Annotated in this window: 20 protein-coding genes and 1 pseudogene; 5 read left to right on the top strand and 16 right to left on the bottom strand. The window is 64.0% G+C overall.

What is annotated here, in order from left to right:
- Positions 1-11: 11 nt before the first annotated feature.
- The 16 genes from xylA to ACGYLQ_RS09580 all read right to left on the bottom strand — a co-directional run bounded on the left by xylA (position 12) and on the right by ACGYLQ_RS09580 (position 17,903).
- Entirely contained in the window at positions 12-1,307 is a 1,296-nt protein-coding gene (xylA, locus tag ACGYLQ_RS09655) for a xylose isomerase (RefSeq protein WP_394442533.1), read from the bottom strand.
- Entirely contained in the window at positions 1,300-2,361 is a 1,062-nt protein-coding gene (locus ACGYLQ_RS09650) for a LacI family DNA-binding transcriptional regulator (protein ID WP_394442530.1), read from the bottom strand. The genes xylA and ACGYLQ_RS09650 overlap by 8 nt, the downstream gene beginning before the upstream one ends.
- A gap of 193 nt (positions 2,362-2,554) precedes the next feature.
- A complete protein-coding gene (locus tag ACGYLQ_RS09645) occupies positions 2,555-3,559 on the bottom strand; it encodes an ABC transporter ATP-binding protein (RefSeq protein ID WP_394442527.1) in 1,005 nt (334 codons plus the stop codon).
- Positions 3,556-4,524, bottom strand: a complete 969-nt coding sequence (locus ACGYLQ_RS09640; RefSeq protein ID WP_394442524.1) for an oligopeptide/dipeptide ABC transporter ATP-binding protein — start codon at positions 4,522-4,524, stop codon at positions 3,556-3,558. The genes ACGYLQ_RS09645 and ACGYLQ_RS09640 overlap by 4 nt, the downstream gene beginning before the upstream one ends.
- The gene (locus ACGYLQ_RS09635; RefSeq protein WP_394442521.1) at positions 4,524-5,438 is read right to left on the bottom strand and encodes an ABC transporter permease subunit; all 915 of its coding nucleotides are present in this window, start codon (positions 5,436-5,438) and stop codon (positions 4,524-4,526) included. The genes ACGYLQ_RS09640 and ACGYLQ_RS09635 overlap by 1 nt, the downstream gene beginning before the upstream one ends.
- A 1-nt stretch (position 5,439) precedes the next feature.
- Positions 5,440-6,357 (bottom strand): oligopeptide ABC transporter permease OppB, encoded by a 918-nt coding sequence (gene oppB / locus ACGYLQ_RS09630; protein WP_067260875.1) that lies wholly within the window; start codon positions 6,355-6,357, stop codon positions 5,440-5,442.
- 93 nt (positions 6,358-6,450) lie between these two features.
- Positions 6,451-8,067 (bottom strand): peptide ABC transporter substrate-binding protein, encoded by a 1,617-nt coding sequence (locus ACGYLQ_RS09625; protein WP_394442518.1) that lies wholly within the window; start codon positions 8,065-8,067, stop codon positions 6,451-6,453.
- A gap of 188 nt (positions 8,068-8,255) precedes the next feature.
- Entirely contained in the window at positions 8,256-9,287 is a 1,032-nt protein-coding gene (locus tag ACGYLQ_RS09620) for a proline racemase family protein (protein ID WP_394442515.1), read from the bottom strand.
- On the bottom strand, positions 9,280-10,977 hold the full coding sequence (locus tag ACGYLQ_RS09615; RefSeq protein WP_394442512.1) for an aconitase X: 1,698 nt from the start codon (positions 10,975-10,977) through the stop codon (positions 9,280-9,282). The genes ACGYLQ_RS09620 and ACGYLQ_RS09615 overlap by 8 nt, the downstream gene beginning before the upstream one ends.
- A gap of 16 nt (positions 10,978-10,993) precedes the next feature.
- A complete protein-coding gene (locus ACGYLQ_RS09610) occupies positions 10,994-11,995 on the bottom strand; it encodes a 4-hydroxyproline epimerase (RefSeq protein WP_394442509.1) in 1,002 nt (333 codons plus the stop codon).
- Between the two features lie 8 nt (positions 11,996-12,003).
- Positions 12,004-13,227, bottom strand: coding sequence for an NAD(P)/FAD-dependent oxidoreductase (locus ACGYLQ_RS09605; protein WP_394442506.1), 1,224 nt, complete (start codon positions 13,225-13,227; stop codon positions 12,004-12,006).
- The gene (locus ACGYLQ_RS09600; RefSeq protein ID WP_209219145.1) at positions 13,227-13,949 is read right to left on the bottom strand and encodes an amino acid ABC transporter ATP-binding protein; all 723 of its coding nucleotides are present in this window, start codon (positions 13,947-13,949) and stop codon (positions 13,227-13,229) included. The genes ACGYLQ_RS09605 and ACGYLQ_RS09600 overlap by 1 nt, the downstream gene beginning before the upstream one ends.
- The gene (locus ACGYLQ_RS09595; protein ID WP_067260889.1) at positions 13,942-14,595 is read right to left on the bottom strand and encodes an amino acid ABC transporter permease; all 654 of its coding nucleotides are present in this window, start codon (positions 14,593-14,595) and stop codon (positions 13,942-13,944) included. The genes ACGYLQ_RS09600 and ACGYLQ_RS09595 overlap by 8 nt, the downstream gene beginning before the upstream one ends.
- 13 nt (positions 14,596-14,608) lie before the next feature.
- Positions 14,609-15,274 (bottom strand): amino acid ABC transporter permease, encoded by a 666-nt coding sequence (locus tag ACGYLQ_RS09590; RefSeq protein WP_067260891.1) that lies wholly within the window; start codon positions 15,272-15,274, stop codon positions 14,609-14,611.
- A 59-nt stretch (positions 15,275-15,333) separates the two neighbouring features.
- Positions 15,334-16,140 (bottom strand): transporter substrate-binding domain-containing protein, encoded by an 807-nt coding sequence (locus ACGYLQ_RS09585; RefSeq protein ID WP_067260893.1) that lies wholly within the window; start codon positions 16,138-16,140, stop codon positions 15,334-15,336.
- 245 nt (positions 16,141-16,385) lie between these two features.
- Positions 16,386-17,903: an aldehyde dehydrogenase (NADP(+)) gene (locus ACGYLQ_RS09580; protein WP_394442503.1), complete on the bottom strand. Its 1,518-nt coding sequence runs from the start codon at positions 17,901-17,903 to the stop codon at positions 16,386-16,388.
- A gap of 105 nt (positions 17,904-18,008) precedes the next feature.
- Here ACGYLQ_RS09580 and ACGYLQ_RS09575 point away from each other — a divergent pair, with 105 nt between their 5' ends.
- From ACGYLQ_RS09575 to ACGYLQ_RS09555, 5 genes and pseudogenes are all read left to right on the top strand, one after another.
- Entirely contained in the window at positions 18,009-19,037 is a 1,029-nt protein-coding gene (locus ACGYLQ_RS09575; RefSeq protein ID WP_394442500.1) for an Ldh family oxidoreductase, read from the top strand.
- Between the two features lie 351 nt (positions 19,038-19,388).
- On the top strand, positions 19,389-20,888 hold the full coding sequence (locus tag ACGYLQ_RS09570; protein ID WP_394442575.1) for a glucan biosynthesis protein: 1,500 nt from the start codon (positions 19,389-19,391) through the stop codon (positions 20,886-20,888).
- Positions 20,885-21,055, top strand: a complete 171-nt coding sequence (locus ACGYLQ_RS09565; protein WP_394442497.1) for a hypothetical protein — start codon at positions 20,885-20,887, stop codon at positions 21,053-21,055. Before ACGYLQ_RS09570 ends, ACGYLQ_RS09565 begins: the two co-directional genes overlap by 4 nt.
- Positions 21,056-21,060: 5 nt before the next feature.
- Positions 21,061-22,865 (top strand): annotated as a pseudogene (gene mdoH / locus ACGYLQ_RS09560) (glucans biosynthesis glucosyltransferase MdoH).
- Positions 22,852-24,087 (top strand): OpgC family protein, encoded by a 1,236-nt coding sequence (locus ACGYLQ_RS09555; RefSeq protein ID WP_394442494.1) that lies wholly within the window; start codon positions 22,852-22,854, stop codon positions 24,085-24,087. Before mdoH ends, ACGYLQ_RS09555 begins: the two are co-directional and overlap by 14 nt.
- The last annotated feature ends 2 nt before the right edge of the window (positions 24,088-24,089 follow it).

Raw genomic sequence — 24,089 nt, 5'->3', positions numbered from 1 at the left:
CTTTCCCCGGCTCAAACGAACCGGTTCACGATGTTCTCCAGAATTTCCTGCCGGCCCGAGCGGGGCTGCGGGTTGATGCCTTCTTGGACGACCTGCGCGGCGATTGAGGCCAGATCCCCCTCCAGCATCGCCTTGGCCTTGGGCGTCTCCCACCCCGCGTAGCGCTCGGCGCGCATGGCCTCAATCGTGCCATCCTCCAGCATGGCGGCGGCGGCTTTGAAGCCCCGCGCGCAGACATCCATCGCACCCGCATGGGCCGCGACCAGATCAACCGGATCGAGCGATTGCCGCCGCAGCTTGGCGTCGAAATTGGTGCCGCCGGTGGTGAAACCACCCGCCTTCAGCACCTCGTAATAGGCCAGCGCCACTTCGGGCACGTTGTTGGGGAATTGATCCGTGTCCCAGCCCGATTGATAGTCGTTGCGGTTCATGTCGATCGAGCCGAAAATCCCCAAGGACGCGGCGAGCGCCAGCTCATGTTCGAACGAATGGCCTGCAAGGATCGCATGGCCCTGTTCGATGTTCATCTGAACTTCGTTCTCCAGCCCAAACTCCTTGAGGAAACCATAGACCGTGGCCACATCGAAATCATACTGATGTTTAGTCGGCTCCTGCGGCTTGGGCTCCACCAGAATGGCGCCTTCGAAGCCGATCTTGTGTTTGTACTCCACCGCCATCTGCAAGAAGCGCCCGGCCCGCTGGCGTTCGCGTTTCAGGTCGGTGTTGAGCAACGTCTCATAGCCCTCGCGCCCGCCCCAGAGGACGTAGTTCTGACCGCCCAGCTTATGGGTTGCATCCATGCAGGCTTTGACTGTGGCGGCGGACCAAGCGAAAATCTCAGGGTCGGGATTGGTGGCCGCGCCCGACATAAAGCGCCGATGACCAAAGAGGTTCGCCGTGCCCCAAAGCAGCTTGGTTTTGGAGCCTTCCATCTTGGTGCCGAGATAATCAATAATCTCTTCGAAATTGCGCAGGCTTTCGGCGAATGTGTCCCCCTCGGGGCGGATGTCGGCATCGTGCCAACAAAAGAAGGGCGCGTTCAGCAGATCGAACATCTCGAAGGCCACATCGGCCTTGAGCTTTGCCAGATCCATCGTGTCACCGAACCACGGGCGATCAAACGTCTGCCCGCCAAAGGGATCGCCGCCCGGCCATGCGAAGGAATGCCAATAGGCTACGGCGAAACGCAGGTGATCCTCCATCCGTTTGCCCATGACGATCTCATCGGGGTTGTAGTGGCGAAAGGCCAGATCGGCCCCCTCGGGATCATAGGTGAGGGGCATTATATCTCTAAAGAAATCAGTCATCTATCTTGGCCTTCATCTTATCGGTCAATGTGTCGGCGGGCAGATTGTCCCGCACATAAATCGTCGGCACGAGGTCCGGCATCGGCGGCAATTCCTTTTGGTCGATCAGCGCGCGCAAGACGGTGAAGGCGCGGTTGATCTCGACATCCGGGCGCTGGTCGATCACCAGATCGATATGCCGCTCAAGCAGCGCCTGACGTGAATGGGCGACCAGTTCATGCACCACGCAGAAGGGCCGTGTGGCCTGCCCCTCTTGCAGGGCGGCGATCAACCCGCTGTTGCCCGCGCCCACGTTATAAAGCGCGGTCAGCTCCGTCTGGCCGAGCGCCTGACGCGTCTGCGCGTTCAGCACCTGCGCGCCGTCCTTCGTCATGATCGGATCCAGCAATTCAACCTGCGGGAAATCGGCCTGCAACACTTCGCGAAAGCCGGTCAGACGCTCTGCATGGTCGCGCGCGTCCAGCGAGCCTGCAAAGGTCTGAACCCGCCCTCCCTGCCCGCCATGGGCAAGCCCCACCATGCGGCCCGCGGTGCGCCCGGCGGCGATGTTGTCGATCCCGATATAGGCGGCGCGGGCGGTCTGCGGCAGGTCGGAGACGAGGCCCACCACGGCCACCCCCTTGTCCCGCAGGGCGGCCAAAGGTGCCTCAAGCGCCGCGCTTTGCAAGCCGACGATGGCAACACCGTCGAAATCCCGTGCCAGCAGGTCCGAGATGCTGTCTTGCAGCCCTTCGACGGCGAAGGCCGCGACCTCGATCACCTCGGCGGTGACGCGTTCGGTGGCCTGATGGGCAGCGGTATGGTCGATGTGTTGACGGGTGCGGTTGAAAAAGGCGTTGGAGCCGCGGGGGATCAGGAAAGCGAGCCGGTAGACCCGCCCGCGTGACAGGTTCGCCGCCGCGACATTGCGCACATAGCCAAGCGCCGCGACCGCTTCGCGCACCTTGGCGATGGACTTTTCCGCCACGTTGCCGCGGTTGTTGATCACCCGGTCCGCAGTGGCATAGCTCACCCCGGCAGCGCGTGCGACATCGCTTAACGTCGGACTTGTCATGGCCCCTCCCCCGCGCGCTGGCCCTCCCAGCCTGCGCATCTCGGGGCCTATCTAGGGGTGTATTTTGATATACGTCAATCATTTTTGATAGACGTATATCATTTTTCGCGGATAGGGCGGGGCGGCGGCGAACGCACGCCACCCCTAAGAGGCTGATTATTTTGAAATTTTCACACCAAGGCTGCCCACAGACTTACTGCGCCGCGGTCTCGCTGGCTTGCAGCGGGCCGGGGTGAATGCAAGCGACCTGATGGTCCGACTCACCCGGCTGCGGCACCACCTGCGCGCAGTCGTCCTGTGCGCGCGGGCAGCGGCCCCGGAACACGCAGCCCGAGGGCGGGTTCATCGGCGAGGGCATGTCGCCGCTCATCGGCACGATCTGCTTGGCGCGCTCCGCGATCGGATCGGGGATCGGCACGGCCGAGAGCAGCGCCTGCGTGTAGGGGTGCTGCGGGTCGTCGTAGAGCTGCGCCTTCGGCGCCTTCTCCATCACGCGGCCGAGGTAGAGCACCATGACCTCGTCCGAGATGTTCTTCACCACGCTGAGGTCATGGGCGATGAAGATCATCGCCAGCCCCAGATCGCGCTGCAACTCTTTCAGAAGTTCGATCACCTGCGCCTGAATCGAGACGTCGAGCGCCGAGACCGGCTCGTCGCAGATCAGCAGCTTCGGCTCGACGATCAGCGCGCGGGCGATGCCGATGCGCTGGCACTGGCCGCCAGAGAACTCATGCGGGTAGCGGTTGATCATCTGCGGCAACAGGCCCACGCGCTCCATCATCTGCGCCACCCGGGCGCGGCGCTCGCGGGCGGGCACGTCGGGGCGGTGGATCTTCAGCGGCTCGGCGATGATCTGGCCCAGCGTCATGCGCGGGTTAAGCGAGGCGAGCGGGTCCTGAAACACCATCTGGATCTCGGACCGGTAGGGCTTCATCCGACGCGGGGAGAGCGACAGAAGATCGGTCTCGCCCTGCCACATGACCTGACCCTCGGCGGGCACCATCTGGATCAGCCCGCGCGCGAGGGTGGATTTGCCGCAGCCGGATTCACCCACGACGCCGAGGGTCTTGCCGGGCTCCAGATCGAAGCTGACGCCGTTGACCGCATGCAGAATGCGCGGCTTGGTCCAAGGCATGTCGCCGGCGCGGGTGATCGGGAATTTGACGTGCAGGTCGCGGACGGAAAGCAGCGGGCTCATGAGGTGACCTCCGCGATGGGACGGTGGCAGGCGCGGGCGCGCGCGCCGTCGAAGGGGGCGAGCGGCGGCATCACGCGGCAATCGTCACCGGCGTAATCGCAGCGCGGGCGGAAGGGGCAGCCCGCGGGCGGGGCGGCCATATTGGGCGGGTTGCCGGGGATCGCCTTCATGGTGGCGTCCTCGTCATCGACGCGCGGCACGGCGGCCAAAAGGCCGCGGGTGTAGGGATGCGTGGGCTTGGCAAAGAGCGGCTCGGTCGGGCCTTGCTCCATCACACGGCCACCGTACATGACCAGCACCCGCTCGCAGAAGCCCGCCACGACGCCGAGGTCATGGGTGATGAGGATCGTGGCCATGCCGAAATCCTTTTGCAGATCGCCCAAGAGGTCCATGATCTGCGCCTGCACGGTCACGTCGAGCGCGGTGGTCGGTTCGTCCGCGATCAACAGGTCCGGCTTGCACAGCAGCGACATGGCGATCATCACCCGCTGGCGCATCCCGCCGGAGAATTCATGCGGGAAAAGGCGGATGCGCTCCTTGGCCGCCGGGATCTTCACCGCGTCCAGCATGCGCACCGATTCCGCCAGCGCGTCGCGCTTGGACAGCCCTTGGTGCAGGGTCAGCACCTCGGCCATCTGCTCGGAAATCCGCATGTAGGGATTGAGCGAGGTCATCGGGTCTTGGAAGATCATCGCGATCCGCTCGGCGCGGATCTTGTTCAGGACTTTCGGCTTGGCGCCGAGGATCTCCTTCCCGTCGAAGCGGATCGACCCGCCTGTGCGCCCGTTCGGCGCCAGAAGGCCCATGATCGAAAAGGCGGTCTGGCTTTTGCCCGAGCCGCTTTCGCCAACGATGCCGAGGGTCTCGCCCCGGTTGATCGAGAGCGACAGGTCGTTGACCGCATGAACGGGGCCGTCGTCGCCCTCGAAGGTGACGTTGAGCTTGTCGATTTCCAGCAGAGACATCAGCGATCCTTGGGGTCCAGCGCGTCACGAAGCCCATCGCCGATAAAGAACAGGCCGAAGAGCGTGAGACAGAAGAACAGCAGCGGGAAGCCCAACTGCCAGGTGGTGCCATAGGCGATGGTGCCCGCCCCTTCGGAGATCAGCGCCCCGAGCGAGGTGAGCGGCTCCTGCACGCCAAGGCCGAGGAAGGAGATGAAGCTCTCCGTCAGGATCATCAGCGGGACCAGCAGCGTGGCATAGACGGCGATAACCCCCAGAAGGTTGGGCACGATGTGGCGCAGGATGATGACCGGGGCGGAAACGCCGGTGGCGCGGGCCGCCTCGACGAATTCGCGGCCCTTGATGGTCAGGGTCTGGCCGCGCACGATGCGGGCCATCTCCATCCAGGAAATCAGGCCGACACCGGCGAAGAGGATGGTAATCGAGCGGCCATACATGACCAAGAGCAGGATCAGCACGAACATGTAAGGCACGGCCATGAAGATATCGACAAGCCGCATCATGATGCTGTCGGTCCGCCCGCCGAAATAGCCCGCGACCGCACCGTAGAGCGTGCCGACGACACAGGCGATCAGCGCCCCGACGAGGCCGACGGCGAAGCTGATCTGGGTGCCTTGCACGGTGCGTGCAAAGAGGTCGCGGCCCAGATCATCGGTGCCGAAGTAATGGCCGCTCTCGATCGACGGGCCGCCCAGTTCGACGATCTGGCCCATGACGTTGTAGTCGAGTTCCTCGTTCGACCATTGCGCCAGCGCATTGCCGAAAAGCGCGAAGGCCACGACGAAGCCGAGGATCACCAGCCCCATCAGCGCCGCCTTGTTGCGGAAGAACCGCCGCCGCGCGTCAGCCCAGGGGGAGCGACCCTTGCCTGCAAGCTCGCTGGCCTCGACCCGTTGTTCGGATGTCATCACCATGTCAGTACCGGATCTTGGGGTCGATCCACCCGTAGAGGATATCGACCACGAGGTTAAAGAAGATGGTCAGCGCGCCGACGAGGATCGTCACCCCCATCATCACCGCGTAGTCGCGGTTCAGCGCCGAATCGACGAAGGCCTTGCCGATGCCCCCGGTGGAGAAATAGATGTCGACCACCACGGAGCCGGTGATCATCGCCACGAAGGCCGGCCCGAGGTAGGAAATCACCGGCAGCATCGCCGGTTTCAGCGCGTGGCGCAGGATCACCCGCCGTTCGGGCAGACCCTTGGCGCGGGCGGTGCGGATGTGGTTCGAGGTCAGCACTTCCAGCATCGAGGAGCGCGTGATTCGCGCGATCGAGGCCATGAAGGACGTGGACAGCGCGATCACCGGCATGATCCAATATTCCGGCCCCTGCCAGCCGCCGCCCGGCAGCCAACCAAGCCAGAGCGTGAAGACCAGCACGAGGATCGGCGCCATCACGAAGTTCGGCAGCACCTGCGCCCCGATGGAGACGCCGACCGCGGCATAGTCCAGCGCCGAGTTGTGCCGCACGGCGGCGGCGACGCCGAGGCTCACGCCGACGATGACCGCCACGGCGAAGGACAAGAGACCATAGGTGAGCGTGATCGGGAAACCTTGGGCGATGATCTCGTTCACCGAACGGTCCTTGTAGACAAAGCTCGGCCCGAAATCGAACTCGGTGACGATGCCCCAAACGTAAGAGGTGATCTGCTTCCACAGCGGATCGTCCAGCCCGTATTTCGCATTGAGATTGGCCAGCACCTGCGGCGGCAACTCGCGCTCGGAGGTGAAGGGGCCGCCGGGCGCGGAATGCATCAGCAGGAAAGAGATAACGATCAAGACCAGAAGCGTGGGAATAGCGATGGCAAGGCGCTTGAGGATGTAACTGAGCAAGAGGCGCGCGCTCCGAATACGGGGTTTGTGGGGGTGTAGAATAGAATCGGGCAGCCCGTGCCATAACCGCCGGGCTGCCCGAATGTCGAGAGGTTACTCTGCGGTACGGTAGAGGTCTTTGCCGTACCACGTGTTGTTCACGTTATTCTCGGGCAGACCTTCGATGTCTTCCGCGATCATGTCGACGTTCGCGTAGTGGTAGATCGGGATGATCGGCATTTCCTCGGCCAAGATCTTCTCCGCTTCTTGATAAAGCGGCTGCGGATCCTCGGCGGTCTTGCTGTCCTTCATGAGCTTGTCATAGGCGTCATTGTAGAACTCGCCGTTGTTGTGGCCCGAATAGGAAGTCATGAGGTCGAGATAGGTCGACGCCTCGTTGTAGTCACCGCACCAAGCGTAACGCGCCATGTCGTAGTCTTGGTTCTGCATCCGGTCGGTGTGGACCTTCCACTCATAGTTGTCGAGCGTGAGGTTCACACCGATCTGCTTGAGCATTTGCGAGGCTGCGATGGCGATCTTCTTGTGATCTTCCGAGGTGTTGTACTGCAACGTCAGATCCAGCGGGTTGTCGGGCCCGTAGCCCGCCTCGGCCAGCAGTTCCTTGGCCTTCTCCACGCGCTGCGCCTGATCCATGTTGTCGGCCCAGTCGAGCTCGGGACGCTCGAAATCGGCGATCGCCCAGTGGGTCCAGTTGTACGAAGGCTTCTGGCCGCCCTGCAGGATGCGGTCGACGATGATGTCACGGTCAATGGCATAGGCCAGCGCCTTGCGCACATTGACGTTTTTCAACGCCTCCGGCCCCTTCTCGCCCACGTTCAGCATGTAGATGTAGGAGCAGTTGTAGGGGGTGGAAACTGCCTGTTCGGGGTACTCTTTCTTCAGACGCGGATACTGACCGGCGGGGATGTCCACGCGGTCCAGTTCACCGGCGAGATAGCGGGTCAGGGCTTGGTTCACGTCATTGATCGTCAGCGCGATGATCTCTTCCATCACCACGTTCTCGGCATCCCAATAGGTGTCATTCTTCTCCATCACGACGCGCTCGCCCAACTGGTGCTCGACCAGCGTATAGGCGCCGTTGCCGACAAGCGTGCCCGCATCGGTCCAGTCGTCGCCATGTTCCTCGACCACGCTTTTCAGCACGGGGAAGGTCGAGCCATGCACCAGCATCTGCGGGAAATAAGGCAGCGGCGTGGTGATCTTGACCTCAAGCGTGTGGTCGTCGATGGCGCGGATGCCCAACTCCTCGGGGGATTTGTCCCCGGCGATGATCTCGGGCGCGTTCTCGACCTGCATCAACTCCATGTACCAAGCGTATTCCGAGGCGGTCGCCGGGTCGGCCAGACGGCGCCAGGAATAGACGAAGTCGTTCGCGGTGACCGGCTCGCCGTTGGACCACTTGGCGTCGTCGCGCAGGTTGAACGTATAGGTTTTGCCGTCTTCGGAGACTTCGTGGTCAAGCGCCACACCGGGAACCAGCTCACCGTTGCCGTCCTCGTTGTAGAGCCCCTCGAAAAGGTTGCGCAGCACGTCTGAGCCTTCAACGTCGGTGTTGATCTGCGGGTCCATCGACTTGATCGCGTCGAGCAGCCAGAAGGTATAGGTTTGATCTTCGGCAAGGTTCACGCCCTCGGGCACATCGGCGGCATGGGCCTGAAAGGCAAGGCTTAGCGCCAATGCGGAGGATGCGAGTGTGGTGCGTAGCTTCATGGTGACTCTCCGTTGTTTGAAAGTTCGTGTTCTGATTGAAAAGTAATCAATCGAAAACGAAGAGCACATGCAAGACGTTGCCTCGCGTCAGCCAAACACGGCGGCTTCGCGCCGAGGCGGCGCGAGGTTGTAAAGATTGGCGCCCGGTCTGCCCCGGGCGGCGGGGTTCAACGTGGCAAAAGGCGCGCCTAGCCGCGCGCACCCCATGTGTCGGACAAGCGGTAGCCGCCCGGCCAAGGGTCATCGGGGTCGAGCATATGTTGGTGGATGCCCGTGACCCAGCCCCGGCCCGACAGTTCTGGCTGGATGGCCATATGTTCGCCCACCCGCGTCTCGCCCAAGATACGCCCCGTGAAGGTCGACCCGATCAGCGACACGGTGGTCAGACTGTCCTCCAGCCCCATTTCCCCCCGCGCGTGCAGCAGGGCCATCCGCGCGCAAAGGGCGGTGCCAGTGGGCGAACGGTCCACCTTGCCGGGCTGGATCGCGACCGCCGCCCCGGCGCGCAGGCCGGTCTCATCGCGGGTGACTGGACCGGCGAACAGACAGAAAGAGAAATGCTGCCAATCGGGGTTCTCAGGGTGGTCGAACCGCATCGCCGCATTGGCCGCATCGGTGATCCGCACGCCGAGCCGCGCGATGTCATGGGCCTCATGCGCTTCCAGCGAAAACCCCATAGCGGCGGCATCGACGACGACGAAACTGTCGCCGCCATAGGCGGTATCGACAGTGAGCGTGCCCAGCCCTTCGACCTCAAGCGGCACATCCAGACGCGCCGCGAAACTCGGCAGGTTCTGTACGAAAATACGCTCCGCCTTGCCATTGCGACATTCGGCGCGGACCTTCACCAGCCCGCCCGGCGCTTCGAGGGTTAGCTCGGTCACAGGCTCCGTCATCGGCAGGATGCCCCCGTCGAGCAGCACGATCGAGACGCAGATCGAATTGGAACCGGACATCGGCGGCGTGTCCTCCGGCTCCATGATGATGAAGGCTGCATCGGCGCGGGGGTCTTTCGGCGGGACCAGCAGGTTCACATGGCGAAATACCCCGCCGCGCGGCTCGTTCAACACGAAGTTGCGCAGGGTCTCATCCCGCGCGATCCAGCGGCTCTGCTCCCACAGCGTCTTACCGGGCGGCGGGGCGACACCGCCCACGATCACATCGCCCACCTCACCCTCGGCATGGGCCGAGATCACATGCACCGTTTTGCTGCTACGCATCCTTGGTTTCCTCCTCGGTCAGCCATCTCGGCAATGCCTCCCCCGCCTGCCCCGTCACGGCGGCCTCCACACAATCGGCGATACTGCCAAAGCGCACGGCCCGGCCCGACAGACCGGGGGCGTAATGGGCGTATTTGCCCGAGTTGGTCATCAGCACCTTGGCCGAGGGCAGGAAGATCGGCTCGGAAATCGAGCACCAGCAGATGTCGGGCACCACCTGCACGCCCGCGGCCTCAAGTCGCGCCACGGTGCCGTCATCGCGCGCCGCCTGCAGTGTGTCTTGGCCGAGCGTCACGATGACCGCCGTGTCGGCATGGCGCTTGCGCCCGGCGAGGGCGGTGTCGAGCGCGCGGCATTCGGCATGAGAGAAATGCGGGCTGCCAAAAGCCACGAGGTCAACCGTCGCGGCCCCGGCGTTGAACTGCCGCCAAACGCGCCGCAGGTCATCGGATGTGAGACGAACCGTATCGACCTCCGCGACAGGGGGCAGATCGGCCTCGGGTGTGATCCCGGCGACATGCAGCATTGGGGCCGCGGAGGTGGTGCCAAAGGCCGCGCAGAGCGCTTTGAGGTCATCCTCATTCGGGGCAGCCCCCTCCAACCCGCGCAAAAGCGGGATCCGGTCCGGTGCCGCTTGCCCCGCAAGCCAGCCTAACATCGGCCAGATCGCCTCGTCATACTTCGCGGGCAGCGCCACATCGATCACCCGGCGCGGGGCGCGGTGTTCCTCCAGATAGACCCCTGAGAGCGGCGCGCGCGCGGTGAGCGCGATGCACAGGTCGAGGAAATCGGGATGTTTCACCGTCCGCGCGCCAAGCACGCTATTGGCATAGATCACCGCGTTTGACTCCGACCACGCGATGAACTCGCCGCGTTCGGGCGGGGCGGGCAATTGGTAGGGCGCACAGGTGAAACTGGGACGCGCGCCCATGGTAACATAGGCGTCGGCCAGACGGCTGGCGGGCAGGCCAAAGTCCGGCGGCACGCCTTGATCGCGCCAATTGCCGTGATCGACCGAGATCGCGTTCATCGTTGTCGGCACGCGCACCTGTGATCCCATATCGGCCATGGTCTGGGCAAAGAGCAGGTTGGCGGGGCTGGCGTAGATGCAGCCGTCGATATGCACGCGCGTCACATCAACCAGTCGCTTGGCCCCCTGCCCCCGCGCCATGGTGCAGGTGATCTCCATCGCCAGTTGCACGGCTTTGCCCTCGGCCCCGTCCAGCATCGCTTGATCCTCGGCGGTGAGATGCAGGGCGCGGGCGGGCCTGTCCGACAGGGGCAGATCCCAGTCATCGGTGCTAAGCATCTCAGGTTTGATCCGCGCGCTGCGGGACTTGGCGAGCAGGTCGTAATCCTCGGCCCCGAGGCGCAGCACCGCGAGCGGCTTGTCGAACATCTTGCCCGCGATCAACGCGCCCAGGGTCAGGATGTCTTCGGCCTCGCGAAACACGAGGGCAGCAGGGGCATGACCGTTCAACGCCAGTTCCAGCAGCACGCCGCTGCCGGTGCAGGAGCCGCGGCTGGTGGGCATGAGCAGGATCTTCCCCGCAAGCGACTGACCGCAGAGCGGATGATGCGCGTCGATGACCTTGCCCGTGGCCGGATCGACGCCGCCCCAGAAACTCAGCCCCTCAGAGGAAGCCAGCACCGCGCCTTGGGCCGCGGCGGGAACGATGATTTGCGCCATGGGGTGCCCCTCCAATTCAGGTGACGACAAAGCCGTGCGCGAAGGGGTCACGCTCGTCGATGAAAATGGTGTTAAAGCCCGTCACCCGCGCCCATCCGGCGATGGAGGGGATGATCGCGGGCCTGCCCGCCACCTCTGCCGCCGCTTCAACACGGCCTTTGAACATGGAGCCGATGATGGATTCATGCACGAAGTCATCGCCCACGGTCAGCTTTCCCTTGGCCGCCAGCTGCGCCATCCGCGCCGAAGTGCCGGTGCCGCAGGGCGAGCGGTCGATCGCCTTGTCACCGTAGAAAACCGCGTTGCGGGCGTGGGCCTCTCCCGCGCGGGGGGCGCCGGTCCAGAGGATATGGCTCAGCCCGTTGATCGCAGGATGTTCGGGGTGGATGAACTCATATTTCGCATTAAGCGCAGCTCGGAGTTTCGGGCTAAGGCCGACCAGTTCGGAGACCGAGATATCCGCCATATCGCGGAAGTTCTTCTGCGGCTCGACGATGGCATAGAAGTTCCCGCCATAGGCCACATCGACCACCACTTCGCCCAAACCCTCGACCTCCGCCGTCAGCCCTTCGGCGTGGAGGAAGGCGGGCACGTTGGTCAGGCGCACCTCTTCAACGAAACGCCCCTCTTGCCAGTAGGTCACATCGACCCGTCCGGCAGGGGTTTCAAGGCGCAATTGGCCGGGGGTGGCGGGGGTGACCAGCCCGTTCTCAAGCGCGATGGTGACGGTGCCGATGGTGCCGTGGCCGCACATCGGCAGGCAGCCCGAGGTTTCGATGAACAGCACTGCAATGTCGCAATCATCCCGCGTCGGCGGGTAAAGGATCGCGCCCGACATCTGATCATGCCCACGCGGCTCGAACATCAGACCGGTGCGGATCCAGTCGTATTCCGCCAGAAAATGGGCGCGCTTTTCCAGCATGTTCGCGCCCTTCAACAGCGGCGCGCCGCCGGTGACGAGCCGTACCGGATTGCCGCAGGTATGGCCGTCGATACAGGGAAATGTGTGTTGCGTCATGTCAGCCTCTAAAAACGGGCGGGAGAGAAGGGGGTCAGGTCGATGCCGGGATCTTGACCGGTCATCAGATCCGCGATGATGGCGGCGGTGCCCGCCGATTGGGTGAGCCCCAGATGCCCGTGGCCAAAGGCGCAGAACACATCCGGGCGGCTTGGCAGCGCGCCGATGGCGGGCAGGCTGTCGGGCAGTGAGGGGCGGAAACCCATCCACTGCGTGCCGCCCGAGGTGTCGAGCCCCGGCAGAAAGCGCTTGGCCTTTTTCAGCATCGCATCGGCGCGGGCAAAGTTCGGCGGCAAGTCGAGCCCGCCGAGTTCCACCGCCCCGCCGACACGCAGCCCATGGCCCACCTTGCTGATGACAAAGCCATGGCCGCCAAAAGTGATCTGGCGCTTCAGGTCGAAGGCCCCGGCGGGCAGGGTCGTGTTATAGCCGCGCTCGGTCTCCAGTGGGATTTTCACGCCAGCGGTCCGCGCGAGGTGATGCGAATGCGCACCCGCGGCCAGCACCACGCGGCCCGGTATGAACCCATCAGAGGTCTCGACCCCGCCCGCGACCAGACGTTCGGCGCGGGTGATGGTGATCTCTCCGCCCCCGGCCCGGAAGCGTTCGGCCATCGCCAGCACATAGTCGCGCGGATCCGAGATCGATTGCCATTCCGGGGTGAAGGTCGCATGGGTGAAGGAGGGCGCAAGACCGGGCTGATAGGCCGCGATCTCCTCGCCCTTAAGATGGGTGAAAGCGATCCCCGCCTCTTCGCGGGCCTGCCAGCCGGGGAGGGAGGCGCGGAACTCGGCCTCGCTTTCATAGACCTGCAACTGCCCGTCATGGCGCAGCATATGGGCCAGACCGCTCAGCGCCAGATGCGGGTCGAGCGCGGCTTGCGAGAGCTTCATCAGCGCCGTCTGCGCCACGGTCGAGGCCCGCACCTGCGCGGGCCAGCTTGCTCTCCAGAAACGCCACATCCACGGGGTGATCCGCCCGGCATAGCGCGGCGGCACCGACAGCGGACCCAGAGGATCAAGCAGCCATTTCGGCGCCTGCCGGATCATCCGGGGCGAGGCGAGCGGCAGGATCTCGGTGAAAGCAAAGGCGCCCGCGTTGCCCGCCGAGGCGCCTGCCGCCGGGCCTTCACGGTCGATCACCCGCACGGGCAGCCCGCGCGCCTGAAGTGCCAGCGCGATGGACAGGCCCACCACGCCCGCGCCGACGACCGTCACCGGGGTTTGGTTCATTACCGCACGCTCGACAGGAATTGACGGGTCTCTTCTTGCTGCGGATCGCCAAAAATCTGATCCGGCGCGCCGATCTCGGCCATGACGCCCTTGTGAAAGAAGGCCACACGGTCCGACACATCGCGTGCGAAACTCATCTCATGGGTGACACAGATCATCGTCATCCCTTCATCTGCCAGCAATTTGAGCGTGTCCAGCACCTCGCCCACCAGTTGCGGGTCGAGGGCCGAGGTCACCTCGTCAAAGAGAATGTAGTCGGGCGACATCGCCAATGCACGCGCAATCGCCATCCGCTGCTGCTGCCCACCCGACAGGCGGCTGGGGTAAACATCAAGCTTATCGGCCAGACCGACATGCGAAAGCTGCTGCACCGCGATCTCTTCGGCCTCCTTGCGGGCGATGCCTTTCACTTTGCGCGGGGCCAGGGTGACGTTTTCCAGCACCGTCAGATGCGGAAAAGCGTTGAACTGCTGGAACACGATGCCGATCTTGCGGCGCAGCTTGTTCAGGTCGGTGTCGCGGGCGTGAACCTCGGTCCCGTCGACGACGATGCGGCCACTGTCGATCGGCTCTAACCCGTTGATGCAGGTCAGCAGCGTCGATTTGCCCGAACCAGAGCCGCCGATCACCGAGACGACCTCGCCTTTTTGCACGGTCAGGTCGATGCCCTTGAGCACCTGAAGCGCACCAAAGGATTTGTGGACGTTTTCAATCTCAATCATTTTCTTGCCACCTTTTTTCCAAGCGGCTGCCAAGCCGGGCAATGGGGAAACTGAGCGCGAAGTAGATCGCGCCGGTCACGAGCAGGATGAACATCGGCTCTTGCAGGCGTGTCACCAGAATTTGCGAGGCGCGCAGCAATTCGATGATGCCGAGCCACATCACCAGCGCGCTGTCTTTCATCACGCCGAGCGTCAGGCCGATCCAACTGGGCAGGCCAACCCGCAGCGCCATGGGAAAGACGATCTGCGTGAGATCCTGCCCCCAAGTCATGCCGAGCGAGCGCGCCGCACGGCGGGTGACCGAAGGCACCGCCTCGATCGCGCCGCGCACGATCTCGGTGCAATAGGCCGAGGTATAGAGCGCCAACACGATGCAGGAGGTCACGAAGGGCGAAATCCCCCAGCCCGCGATGGCCTGAAAGGCGTTGGCGAGGATCAATTGGATCAGCAGCGGAACCGAGCGGAAGATATCCAGCACGAAGGTCAGCGGCAGCGCCGCCCATGGGCTGATCTGGCTGCGCAGCACCCCGAAGAACACCCCCAGCAGCGTGCCGCCCACCACCGCGAAGGCGGTGACCGAAAGCGTCACCCCTGCGCCTTTGAGCATGAACAACAGGTCGTTGAAGGTCAGAGCCGTATCAAACATCTATTCTCTTCCTTCAGTAGCGAAACAGGCGGGCCGCGAGCAGCCGGGCGCCAAGCATCACGGTCTTGGCGATCACGTAGTAGATCACCGCCGCCAATGCGAAGAATTCAAAGGTTCGGAAGCTGCGCGCGTTGAGGTCTTGCGTCACCCCGGCGAGATCCGAATTCAGCCCTACCGTGACACCCAGAGAGGTCATCAAGATCGCCCAGATCATCTGGTTCGTCGTCGGCAGGAACGAGATGCGGAACATCTGCGGCAGGATGATCAAGCGAAACGCCTTGGCCTGCCCCATGCCCAGTGACCGCCCGGCGCGCAGCTGCGTGCCCGGAATGGCGCGCATCGCGCCGCGGAACGTCTCGCAAAGGTAGCCCGCATTGTTGAAGGCGATCCCGGCCAGCAGCGCGGCGTAGGGGCTGAGATAAATCCCGAAAGACCCAAGCCCGAAATGCGCCATGTAAATCTGAAACAGCGCCGGCGTGTTGCGCGCCACTTCGACCCATGCGGTCGCAGGCGCCCGCAGCCAAGCCGATTTGGCATCCCGGCCCACGGCCAGCAGCACGGCGATGGCAATGCCGATGAGCATCGACAGGATCGATATTTGCAGCGTGACCAGCGCGCCTTCCAGCATCTCTGGTAAGGCGCGAAAGGCCTGTCGCCATTGAAAGGTATAGTTGCCCATCTCTTGCTCCGATCAGCGGTTATCGGCAGGGGGGCCGCAGGTCGCGGCCCCCGCATTCATCAGCGATAGGCTTTGGCGATGGTCAGATCCGGCGCCTCGCCGCCGACCCATTTGTCGAACAGTTCCTGATAACGGCCCGAGCGCACCTGCTGGTTCACGAAGAGGTCGAGATAGTTCAGCAGACCGTATTCCTGACGCAGACCGATCAGACCGACATAGTCCACGTCAAACGGCGCATCACCCGCGATGGTCAGACCGTCGAACTTGCCGCTCGCCACGATGGAGGAGGCCACGGTGGAGGTCACGACCGTCGCGTCGATCTGGCCTTGGGCCAACGACAGGAAGACGTCCGCTTGGCTCTGGTAGGAACGGAAGCTGCCCTCGTCCCATGCGTCGACCTGCTCTTCCAGCGCGATGGCTTCGAAAGTGCCCGCGACGGAGCCCACGGTCTTGCCCTTAAGGCTTTCAAAGCTGTCGACGCCCGCGTCTTCGCGGGTCAGTACGACGTTGGTGAAGGCGAAATAGGGCACCGAGAAACCAACGGTCTTGGCGCGCTCCAGCGTGTCAGAGGTGGAGGCGACCCCCACATCCGCGCGGCCCGAGACGAGGGCGGGAATACGGTCGGGGAAGGGCGTCTCCACGATCTCGGCTTCGACGCCAAGGGCAGCGGCCAGATCGTTGCAATAGTCCACGTCGAAGCCGACGGGCGTATTGCTGTCATCGCGCGAGCCCATGGGCGGGAAGTCCAGCACCACGGCGCAGCGCAGCGTGCCCGAAGAAATGATGTCGTCCAGTTTGTCGGCCTGAGCGGCGGTGCCGATCACGGTCGCAGCCACGAGGCTCCCGGCGAGTTGCGTGAATTTCATAGGTATCTCCCTCTTGGGTTGGTCGCCCCCGACTCTCGTCGGACGGGGTGCGGGGTGGTATGAAGGAACAATGTCTTCATTAAAAATACAATATGTATTTTTAAATTTTACCGGCATGTCGACATATTTTTGATACATTCCTGCCTTGCCAGCATGGTCGCGAAAGAGCAGGCGGTTGGGCTGCTCCCCCATGGTGTAACAAATGCGAAAAGCCGGGCGCGCGGCCCGGCTTTTGCGATCTCAGATTATTCCGCCGCGTCTTCCGGCAGCAGCGCCTCGGGCAGGTTCTGATAGGACACGGGCCGCAGGAAACGGCGGATCGACAGGGTACCCACGCTGGTTGCGCCGAAGTTGGTGCTGGCCGGATATGGCCCGCCATGCACCATGGAATCCACCACCTCGACCCCTGTCGGGAAACCATTGGCCAGCAGGCGACCCGCCTTGCGCTCCAGCACCGGCATGAGGTCGCGCGCGGCGTCGACATCCGCGTCATTCATATGCAGGGTGATCGTCAATTGCCCGTCCAGATCGAGTGCCAGCGCGCGCATCTCTTCCAGCGAAGAGACCCGCACCACCAATCCGAGAGGGCCGAAGACCTCTTCGTGCAGCGCCGGATTGGCCTTGAACGTGTCGCCCGTGGTTTCGAAGAGCGCAGGCGCGGCGGTGCGGCCTTCGCTGTCGGCCAGATGCACTTGGCGCAGGCTCGGCGCGGATTTGAACTGGTCCCGCCCTGCGCAATAGGCCTCGGCGATACCGTCCGTCAGCATGACCTGCGGGCCCACGTCTTGCAGCGCTGTGGCCGCGTTTTGCACAAAGGCGTCGGCGCCCGGCCCGTCGATCACCACGGCGATGCCGGGATTGGTGCAGAACTGGCCCGCGCCCATGGTCAGCGATGCCGCCCAGCCCTTGCCAAGCTCCTCGGCCCGCGCCGCCATCGCGGCGGGCAGCATGAACATCGGGTTGACCGAGCCCAACTCGCCAAAGAAGGGGATCGGCTCTGGCCGCGCGGCGCAGAGATCGAAGAGCGCCCGGCCCCCGGCGAGCGAGCCGGTGAAGCCTACGGCCTTGATCAGCGGATGCTGCACGACGGCCTGCCCCACGGCGCGGTTGCCGCCTTGGATCAGCGAGAAGACCCCGCGCGGCATGCCGCAGCTTTCCACCGCCGCATGGATCGCTTCGGCCACGATCTCTCCGGTGCCGGGATGGGCGGAGTGGCCTTTGACCACGACCGGACAGCCCGCCGCCAGCGCCGCTGCGGTGTCACCGCCCGCCACGGAGAAAGCCAGCGGGAAGTTCGACGCGCCAAAGACGGCCACGGGGCCGATGGGGCGTTGCACCATGGTGATCGCGGGCCGCGGGGCGGGCTGGCGGTCGGGCATGGCGGCATCAAAGCGACGGTCGAGGTAATCACCCTTTTCGATATGCGCCGCGAACAGGCGGAGTTGGCCCACGGTCCGGCCCCGCTCCCCTTCCAGCCGCGCTTCGGGCAGGCCGCTTTCTTGGCTGCCGATCTCGGTGATCTCGGCCCCGCGGGCGTCGATCTCATCAGCGATGGCGTTGAGGAATTTGGCGCGGGTCGCGCGGCTGGAATAGCCATAGTCCCAAAACGCTGCTTCGGCGGCTTCGCAGGCTTGGTCGACCAGTTCCACCGTGCCGACCGAGAAGTCATGCGCCGGCCCATGGGCAGGGCTAGAGCTAAAGCGGTCATCCGTGGCGATCCATTCGCCAGCGATCAGGTGTTTGCCGTGGGGGGTAAAGGCCATCGTCTATCCTTTCATGCGGGCCGCGGCCCGGTGTCAGCTTGCGTCTCTCCGCATCTGCATACATGATGTATGCATGATTGCAACCCAAGCCCTGCGAGGATCCAGATGGCCGACACAACCCTCTCCCACGATGACCTGACCGCGATGGTCATTCGGATTTTCCAAGGCGCGGGCCTGTCGCCCCTGAATGCCGCCGCCCTCGCGCGGGTGATTGTCGCGGGCGAAGGCGATGCCTGCAAATCCCACGGCATCTACCGGATCGAAGGCTGCCTGCGCACGATCAAGGCGGGCAAGGTGGTGCCGGACGCCGTGCCACAGGTGCATCATGACGACAGCGCCGTGGTGCGCGTGAACGCAGGCGGCGGCTTCTCCAACGCGGCCTTTGACGCAGGCGCGCCGGTGCTGGCCGAGCGTTGCCGCACCACCGGAATCGCCGCCATGGTGATCAACGATTGCACCCATTTCGCCGCGCTCTGGCCCGAGATCGAGGCGCTGACCGAGATGGGCCTTGCAGCCATGGCCATGTGCCCCAGCTATGCCAGCGTCGCCCCTTCTGGCGGCACCGACCCCTTGATGGGGACCAACCCTTTCGCCTTTGGCTGGCCCCGGGAAGGGGGCGACCCTTACGTTTTTGACTTCGCCACCAGCGTCGCCGCGCGGGGGGAGATCGAATTGCACCGCCGCGCGGGCACGCCCCTGCCCGAAGGCTGGGCCATCGCCCCCGATGGCAGCCCGACGACCGACCCCGAAGCCGCCCTCGCCGGGGCTATGCTGCCCTTCGGCGGGCACAAGGGGTCGGCCATCTCGACCATGATCGAATTGCTCGCCGGGGTGATGATCGGTGACCTGACCAGCCCTGAAGCGCGCGATGCCTTGGGCGCGCTCACCCTCGCGCCCGCCCATGGCGAATTGATCATCGCCTTCGACCCCAAGACGTTTGCCGCAGGCCGCCCCGGCGATCCCTTCGCGCGGGCGGAAACCCTCTTTGACGCGATCACCGGCCAAGGGGCGCGGCTGCCCTCGCAGCGCCGTTTCAAGGCGCGTGCCGAGACGCGGGCGAAAGGGATTCCCCTGACGGATGCCGAGATGCGCAGCCTTGAGCGTTTGCTGGCCGAAGGGCTCGACACCGTTTGATGCGTTTCGCGCTCCGACCCGCGGTCGGGGCGCGGCCACCTCAAGGCGATTGTCACAAAAAAGCGGCGATCCTACGGAGTTCAAGGCAAAATTTTGTGCAGACCCAATCAGGCGGCGCAGCGATCGGCGGTTTTCCGCGCCGCTCTGCGGCATTCCGCTGAAAGTTGCAAAATGAAGTTTCCAGCGGTCGCGAAAAGATTAGATAGGGGAAAAATTGCACACTCTTAACGTGTCTTCCGAGGTATTGTTTTGCCGAATTTCCGACCCACACGACCCAACGAACTGCGGAGCGAAAACCTAGAACGCCGCCAGTTCCTCACCCTCTCCGCCGCGTCCTTTGCCGCCGCGCTCATGCCGCGGCACAGCGCGGCGCAGCAGGTGCCCGCCGCCTCCTTCACCTTCGACGCACTAGTCGAGGATATGCGCCAGTTGGCGCAAACGTCCTATGCCGCCCCGAAGCCTGTCGAAGGCTTCCTTGCCGATCTGGATTACGACGCCTACCAACGCATCCGGTTCCGGCCCGAGCAGTCCCGCTGGCAGGAAAAGGGCGTGGCCTTCAGGCTGCACGCCTTCCACCCCGGCTGGCTGTTTAAGGAAGCGGTGAAAATCAACGAGGTCCGGGGCGACGCGGTGGAACCGATGGGCTTTACCACCGCCGATTTCGAGTATGACGACGAAAAACTCGCTGAGTCGATCCCACCCAATGCCGAGATGCCGGGCGTCGCCGGTTTCCGCCTGCACACCCCGCTCAACCGGGCCGATATTTTCGATGAATTGATCGTCTTCCAAGGGGCGAGCTATTTCCGCGCCTTGGGCAAGGACACGCTCTATGGGCTGAGCGCGCGAGGATTGGCCGTGAACACCGGCCTGCCCGAAGGTGAGGAATTCCCCCGCTTCAGCGAGGTTTGGCTGCGCCGCCCCGAACCGGGTGACGATAGCGCAACGATCTATGCCGCGCTCGACAGCCCCTCGGTGACCGGGGCCTATCAATTCGTGATCACACCGGGCGAAGACACCACCGTCGAAGTCACCATGCGGCTCTTCCTGCGCGAAGACATCAAACAGCTTGGCATCGCGCCGCTGACCTCGATGTTTTTGCACAATGGCGCGGATAAGGGGAATTTTGACGATTTCCGCCCCGCGGTGCATGACAGCGAAGTCTTGGTGCTGAACACAGGCAAGGATACCACCCTCTGCCGCCCGCTGAACAATCCGCCGCGTTTGGCGAGTTCCTATTTCGGGGCGCAGAGCCCGCGGTCTTTCGGGCTGGCGCAGCGCAACCGGAACTTTGAGCATTACCTCGACGCGCAGGCCCATTACGAACGCCGCCCCTCGCTGATGATCGAACCCATGGGCGATTGGGGCAAAGGCACGCTGCGGCTGGTCGAGATACCTTCGGATCTGGAAGGCAATGACAATATCGTGGCCTATTGGATCCCCGAAGGGGAGACCCGCGCGGGCGATGAACTGGCCTACGGCTACCGCATGCACTGGGGGATGACCCCGCCGGGCGCGACGCCGCAGACCCTTGGCCGCGTGGTGCGGCTGCGCTCGGGCCATGGCGGGGTGGCGGGTGTTGAGGCGGACACCGAGACCCGCAAATTCGTCATCGACTTCGCCGGCGGACAGCTCAGCGATATGCCGAGCGACGCCGAGCTTGAACCCGTCACCAGCGCACAAAACGGCGAAATCGTTGAGGCGATCCTAAGCCGGGTGGATGGCAGGGACGAATGGCGGCTGGTGCTGGAACTGCGCGCCGAACCTGATGCCATCGTCGAAATCAAGGCAGTTCTATCGGGATATGACCGCAATCTGACAGAGACATGGGTGTACCAATGGATCAACGCATGACCCTTCAAGACGCGACGACCCCCACTTCCGCAATGGCTGGCGAGGCCGAGAACTGGATGCCGCCCGCCGCCCCGCTTGCGATGCCACGGCAGAGCTTGGAACGGCGCGACCATCTGGCCGGGCTGGCCGACCTTGCGCGGGCATTTCTGCTGCGGCGTAAGGCCTAAGCACCATGACACCCCAGCACAGGCAGATCGCGGCGGATGGCCCGACCCGTTTTGCACGGGCGGTCGCCCTGCTGTTGTCGCTCGGCTCCGCAGCCCTTGCCGCGACCCTTTTGGCCGAGGCCGCGGCGCGGGATGGGTTCAGCGGCTGGGACGGCCTCCGCGCCCTGCTCGTTTTCGCCACCACCGCTTGGTTGGCTTGGGGCGCGTCACTGGCGCTCATCGGGCTTTTCGGCGGCAGACCAACACCGCCCCGCCCCGCGCTTGAGGCACCCCAGCCGCGCACGGTGATCGCGGTGCCCATCTGCAACGAAGACCCGCTCACCACCTTCGGCCGCATCGCCGCGATTGACCGCTCCGTCGCCCGGGCCGGGGTTACGGCGGATTTTGTCGTTCTGTCGGACACCCGCGATGACGCGCTGGCTGGGAAAGAGCAATTCGCCTTCGCCCGCCTGCTGCGCGAGACCGAGGGGCAAGGGCGCATCTTCTACCGCAGACGACAGGACAATGCGGGCCGCAAGGCGGGCAATATCGAAGAGTTTATCCGCAGCTACGGCGGGGCCTATGACTTTGCCGTGATCCTTGACGCCGACAGTCTGATGGAGGGCGAGACGATCCGCGCCATGATCGCGCGGATGCAGGCCGATCCGCGGCTAGGGCTCTTGCAGACCCTGCCCAAGATCATCGGCGCGCGGTCTTTCTTTGGCCGCGCCTTGCAGTTCGCCTCGTGGTTCCACGGGCCGACCTTCACCCGTGGCCTTGCCCGGATGCAGGGGGCGACGGGGCCGTTTTGGGCCATAACGCAATCATCCGCGTCCGCGCCTTTGCCGAAAGCTGTGGCCTGCCCGAACTCTCTGGCCCGCCGCCCTTGGGCGGGCATATCCTGAGCCATGATTATGTCGAAGCGGCCTTGCTCGCCCGCGCCGGTTGGAAGGTCGAGGTGGATGAGACCTTGAGCGGCTCCTTTGAGGAGGGGCCGGAAAACGTCCTTTCCTTCGCGCGGCGCGAGCGGCGCTGGTGCCAAGGCAACCTGCAACATGCGCGGCTGATCTTTGCGCCCGGCTTGTCGGGGTGGAGCCGCTTTGTCTTTTTGCAGAATGTGACCGCCTATGTGGTCTCGCTTCTCTGGGCGGCTTTTCTCATCACCTCGGCGATCAGCACGCTCTACGCGCCGCCACCGGAGTATTTTCCCGGCCCCTATCAGCTTTTCCCCGTCTTCCCCGATACCAGCGCGCGCGAGATCACGCTGCTGGCCTTGGGCGTGCTGGGGCTGTTGGTGGTGCCAAAGCTGCTGATCCTGATCCATGCACTTCTGACCGACCGGGCACGCGACTTTGGCCGCGCTTTGCGGATGGCGTTGTCGGTGCTGACCGAGATCGTGCTGACCACGCTTCTGGCCCCTTTGATGCTGCTCTACCACAGTCGCGCGGTGATGCAGGTCCTCTCGGGCCAAGACGGCGGCTGGCCCGCCAACCAACGGAACGAGGGCCAGTTGAGCTTGGCCGATGGCTGGACGGCGGGCCGGTGGATCGTGTTCATCGGGGCGGTGATCCTCGCGGCGGTGCAATGGGTCGCGCCCGATCTGACCGTCTGGCTGCTGCCCGTGGCGGTCCCGATGCTGCTGGCGCCGCTGCTCATCTCCTGGACCTCCCGCCCTCTGCCCTGCGGGCTTTTCGCCGTGCCCGAGGATGCCGCGCCGCGCGATGTCGTCGCGGAATACGACAGTATCTGCGATGTTTGGCGGCTTACGTGGAATGACGAACATCTGATGCCAGAACCCAAAGCGGCGGATCTGCCCCATGCCACCGCCTAAAACCGGGCTATCTCCCGCCGCGCTGGCTACCGGCGCGGCTCCCAAATCCGCCCGCGATCCGCGGATCGACCTGTTTCGCGGGCTGGCGCTGGTGATGATCTTTATCAACCACGTCCCGGGCAACCCCTATGAGGCCCTGACCATCCGCAACCTCGGTTTCGCCGACGCGGCGGAGGCGTTCTTCCTCATGTCCGGCATCGCCGCAGGCTTGGCCTATACGCCACGTTTTATCGCGCGAGGCAGGGTGCGCCACGGCCTCTGGCGCGCCATCGCGCCCCTGTGGAAACGGGCGTGGTCGCTTTATGTGGTGCAACTCCTGCTCTCAGCAGTGGCCTTGGGCATCTTCGCCGCCGCCTTCCAGATCACGACAGAGGCCGCCTTCCTGACCAAGATCAACATGCGGCAGGTCTTTCAAAACCCCACCCAAAGCGTGATCGGCATTCCGCTTTTGACGCATCAGTTCGGCTATGTGAACATCCTGCCCGCCTATTCCGTCCTGCTGATCTGCGCCCCGGCGGCGATCATGCTGGGTCTGCGCTGGCCGCGCCTGCTTCTCGTGCTATCGCTGGTGCTTTGGCTGTTGACCGGGGTCTTCCGGCTGAACCTGCCGAACTACCCCAACCCGGGCGGCTGGTTCTTTAACCCCTTTGCATGGCAGGCGATCTTTGTCTGCGGGCTGCTGGTGGGCTTAAGCCAGCGGCAGGGCTACCGCTTTTTCCCGAACTCGCAGGCGCTGTTCTGGCTGTCCGTCGCCGTCCTGCTGGGCGTCCTCGCATGGCGCTATGTGCCGGGTTTGGGCCGTTTCCTGAACCTCCAAATGCATCATATGAGAGAGGCCGGGGTGCCCTTCAACATCACTTCGCACGACAAGACCTATCTTTCCGCCCCGCGGTTCGTTCATATCTTGGCCCTGGGATATTTCCTGTCACAGTTGCAGACTGTCACCCGCCTCTCTGCCCATGCCATGGCCAGCCCTGTCCGGTTGATCGGTCGGCATGGTCTGCTGGTCTTTGCCAGCGGCACCGTTCTGGCGCTGATCTGTCAGGTTGCGATGATGGCGCGGCCCGAAGCGCAGTGGATGCCTTGGGTTCTGCCTGTTGTCGGAACGGCGGCGCTCTATGCCATCGCTTGGATTGCAGAGACCTCGCGGCAGGTGCTTGCCGCACCGGCTGAACCCGCACCCGTCTCGCCTAAAGCACCAACCGCCGAAGCCGCCCCTTAGCC

It is taken from the genome of Sulfitobacter sp. 1A12779, from assembly GCF_043557315.1.
Lineage (GTDB): Bacteria > Pseudomonadota > Alphaproteobacteria > Rhodobacterales > Rhodobacteraceae > Sulfitobacter > Sulfitobacter faviae.
The sequence above is the reverse complement of the archived record's forward strand: the minus strand, read 5'-3'. Positions and strand labels throughout refer to the sequence as shown.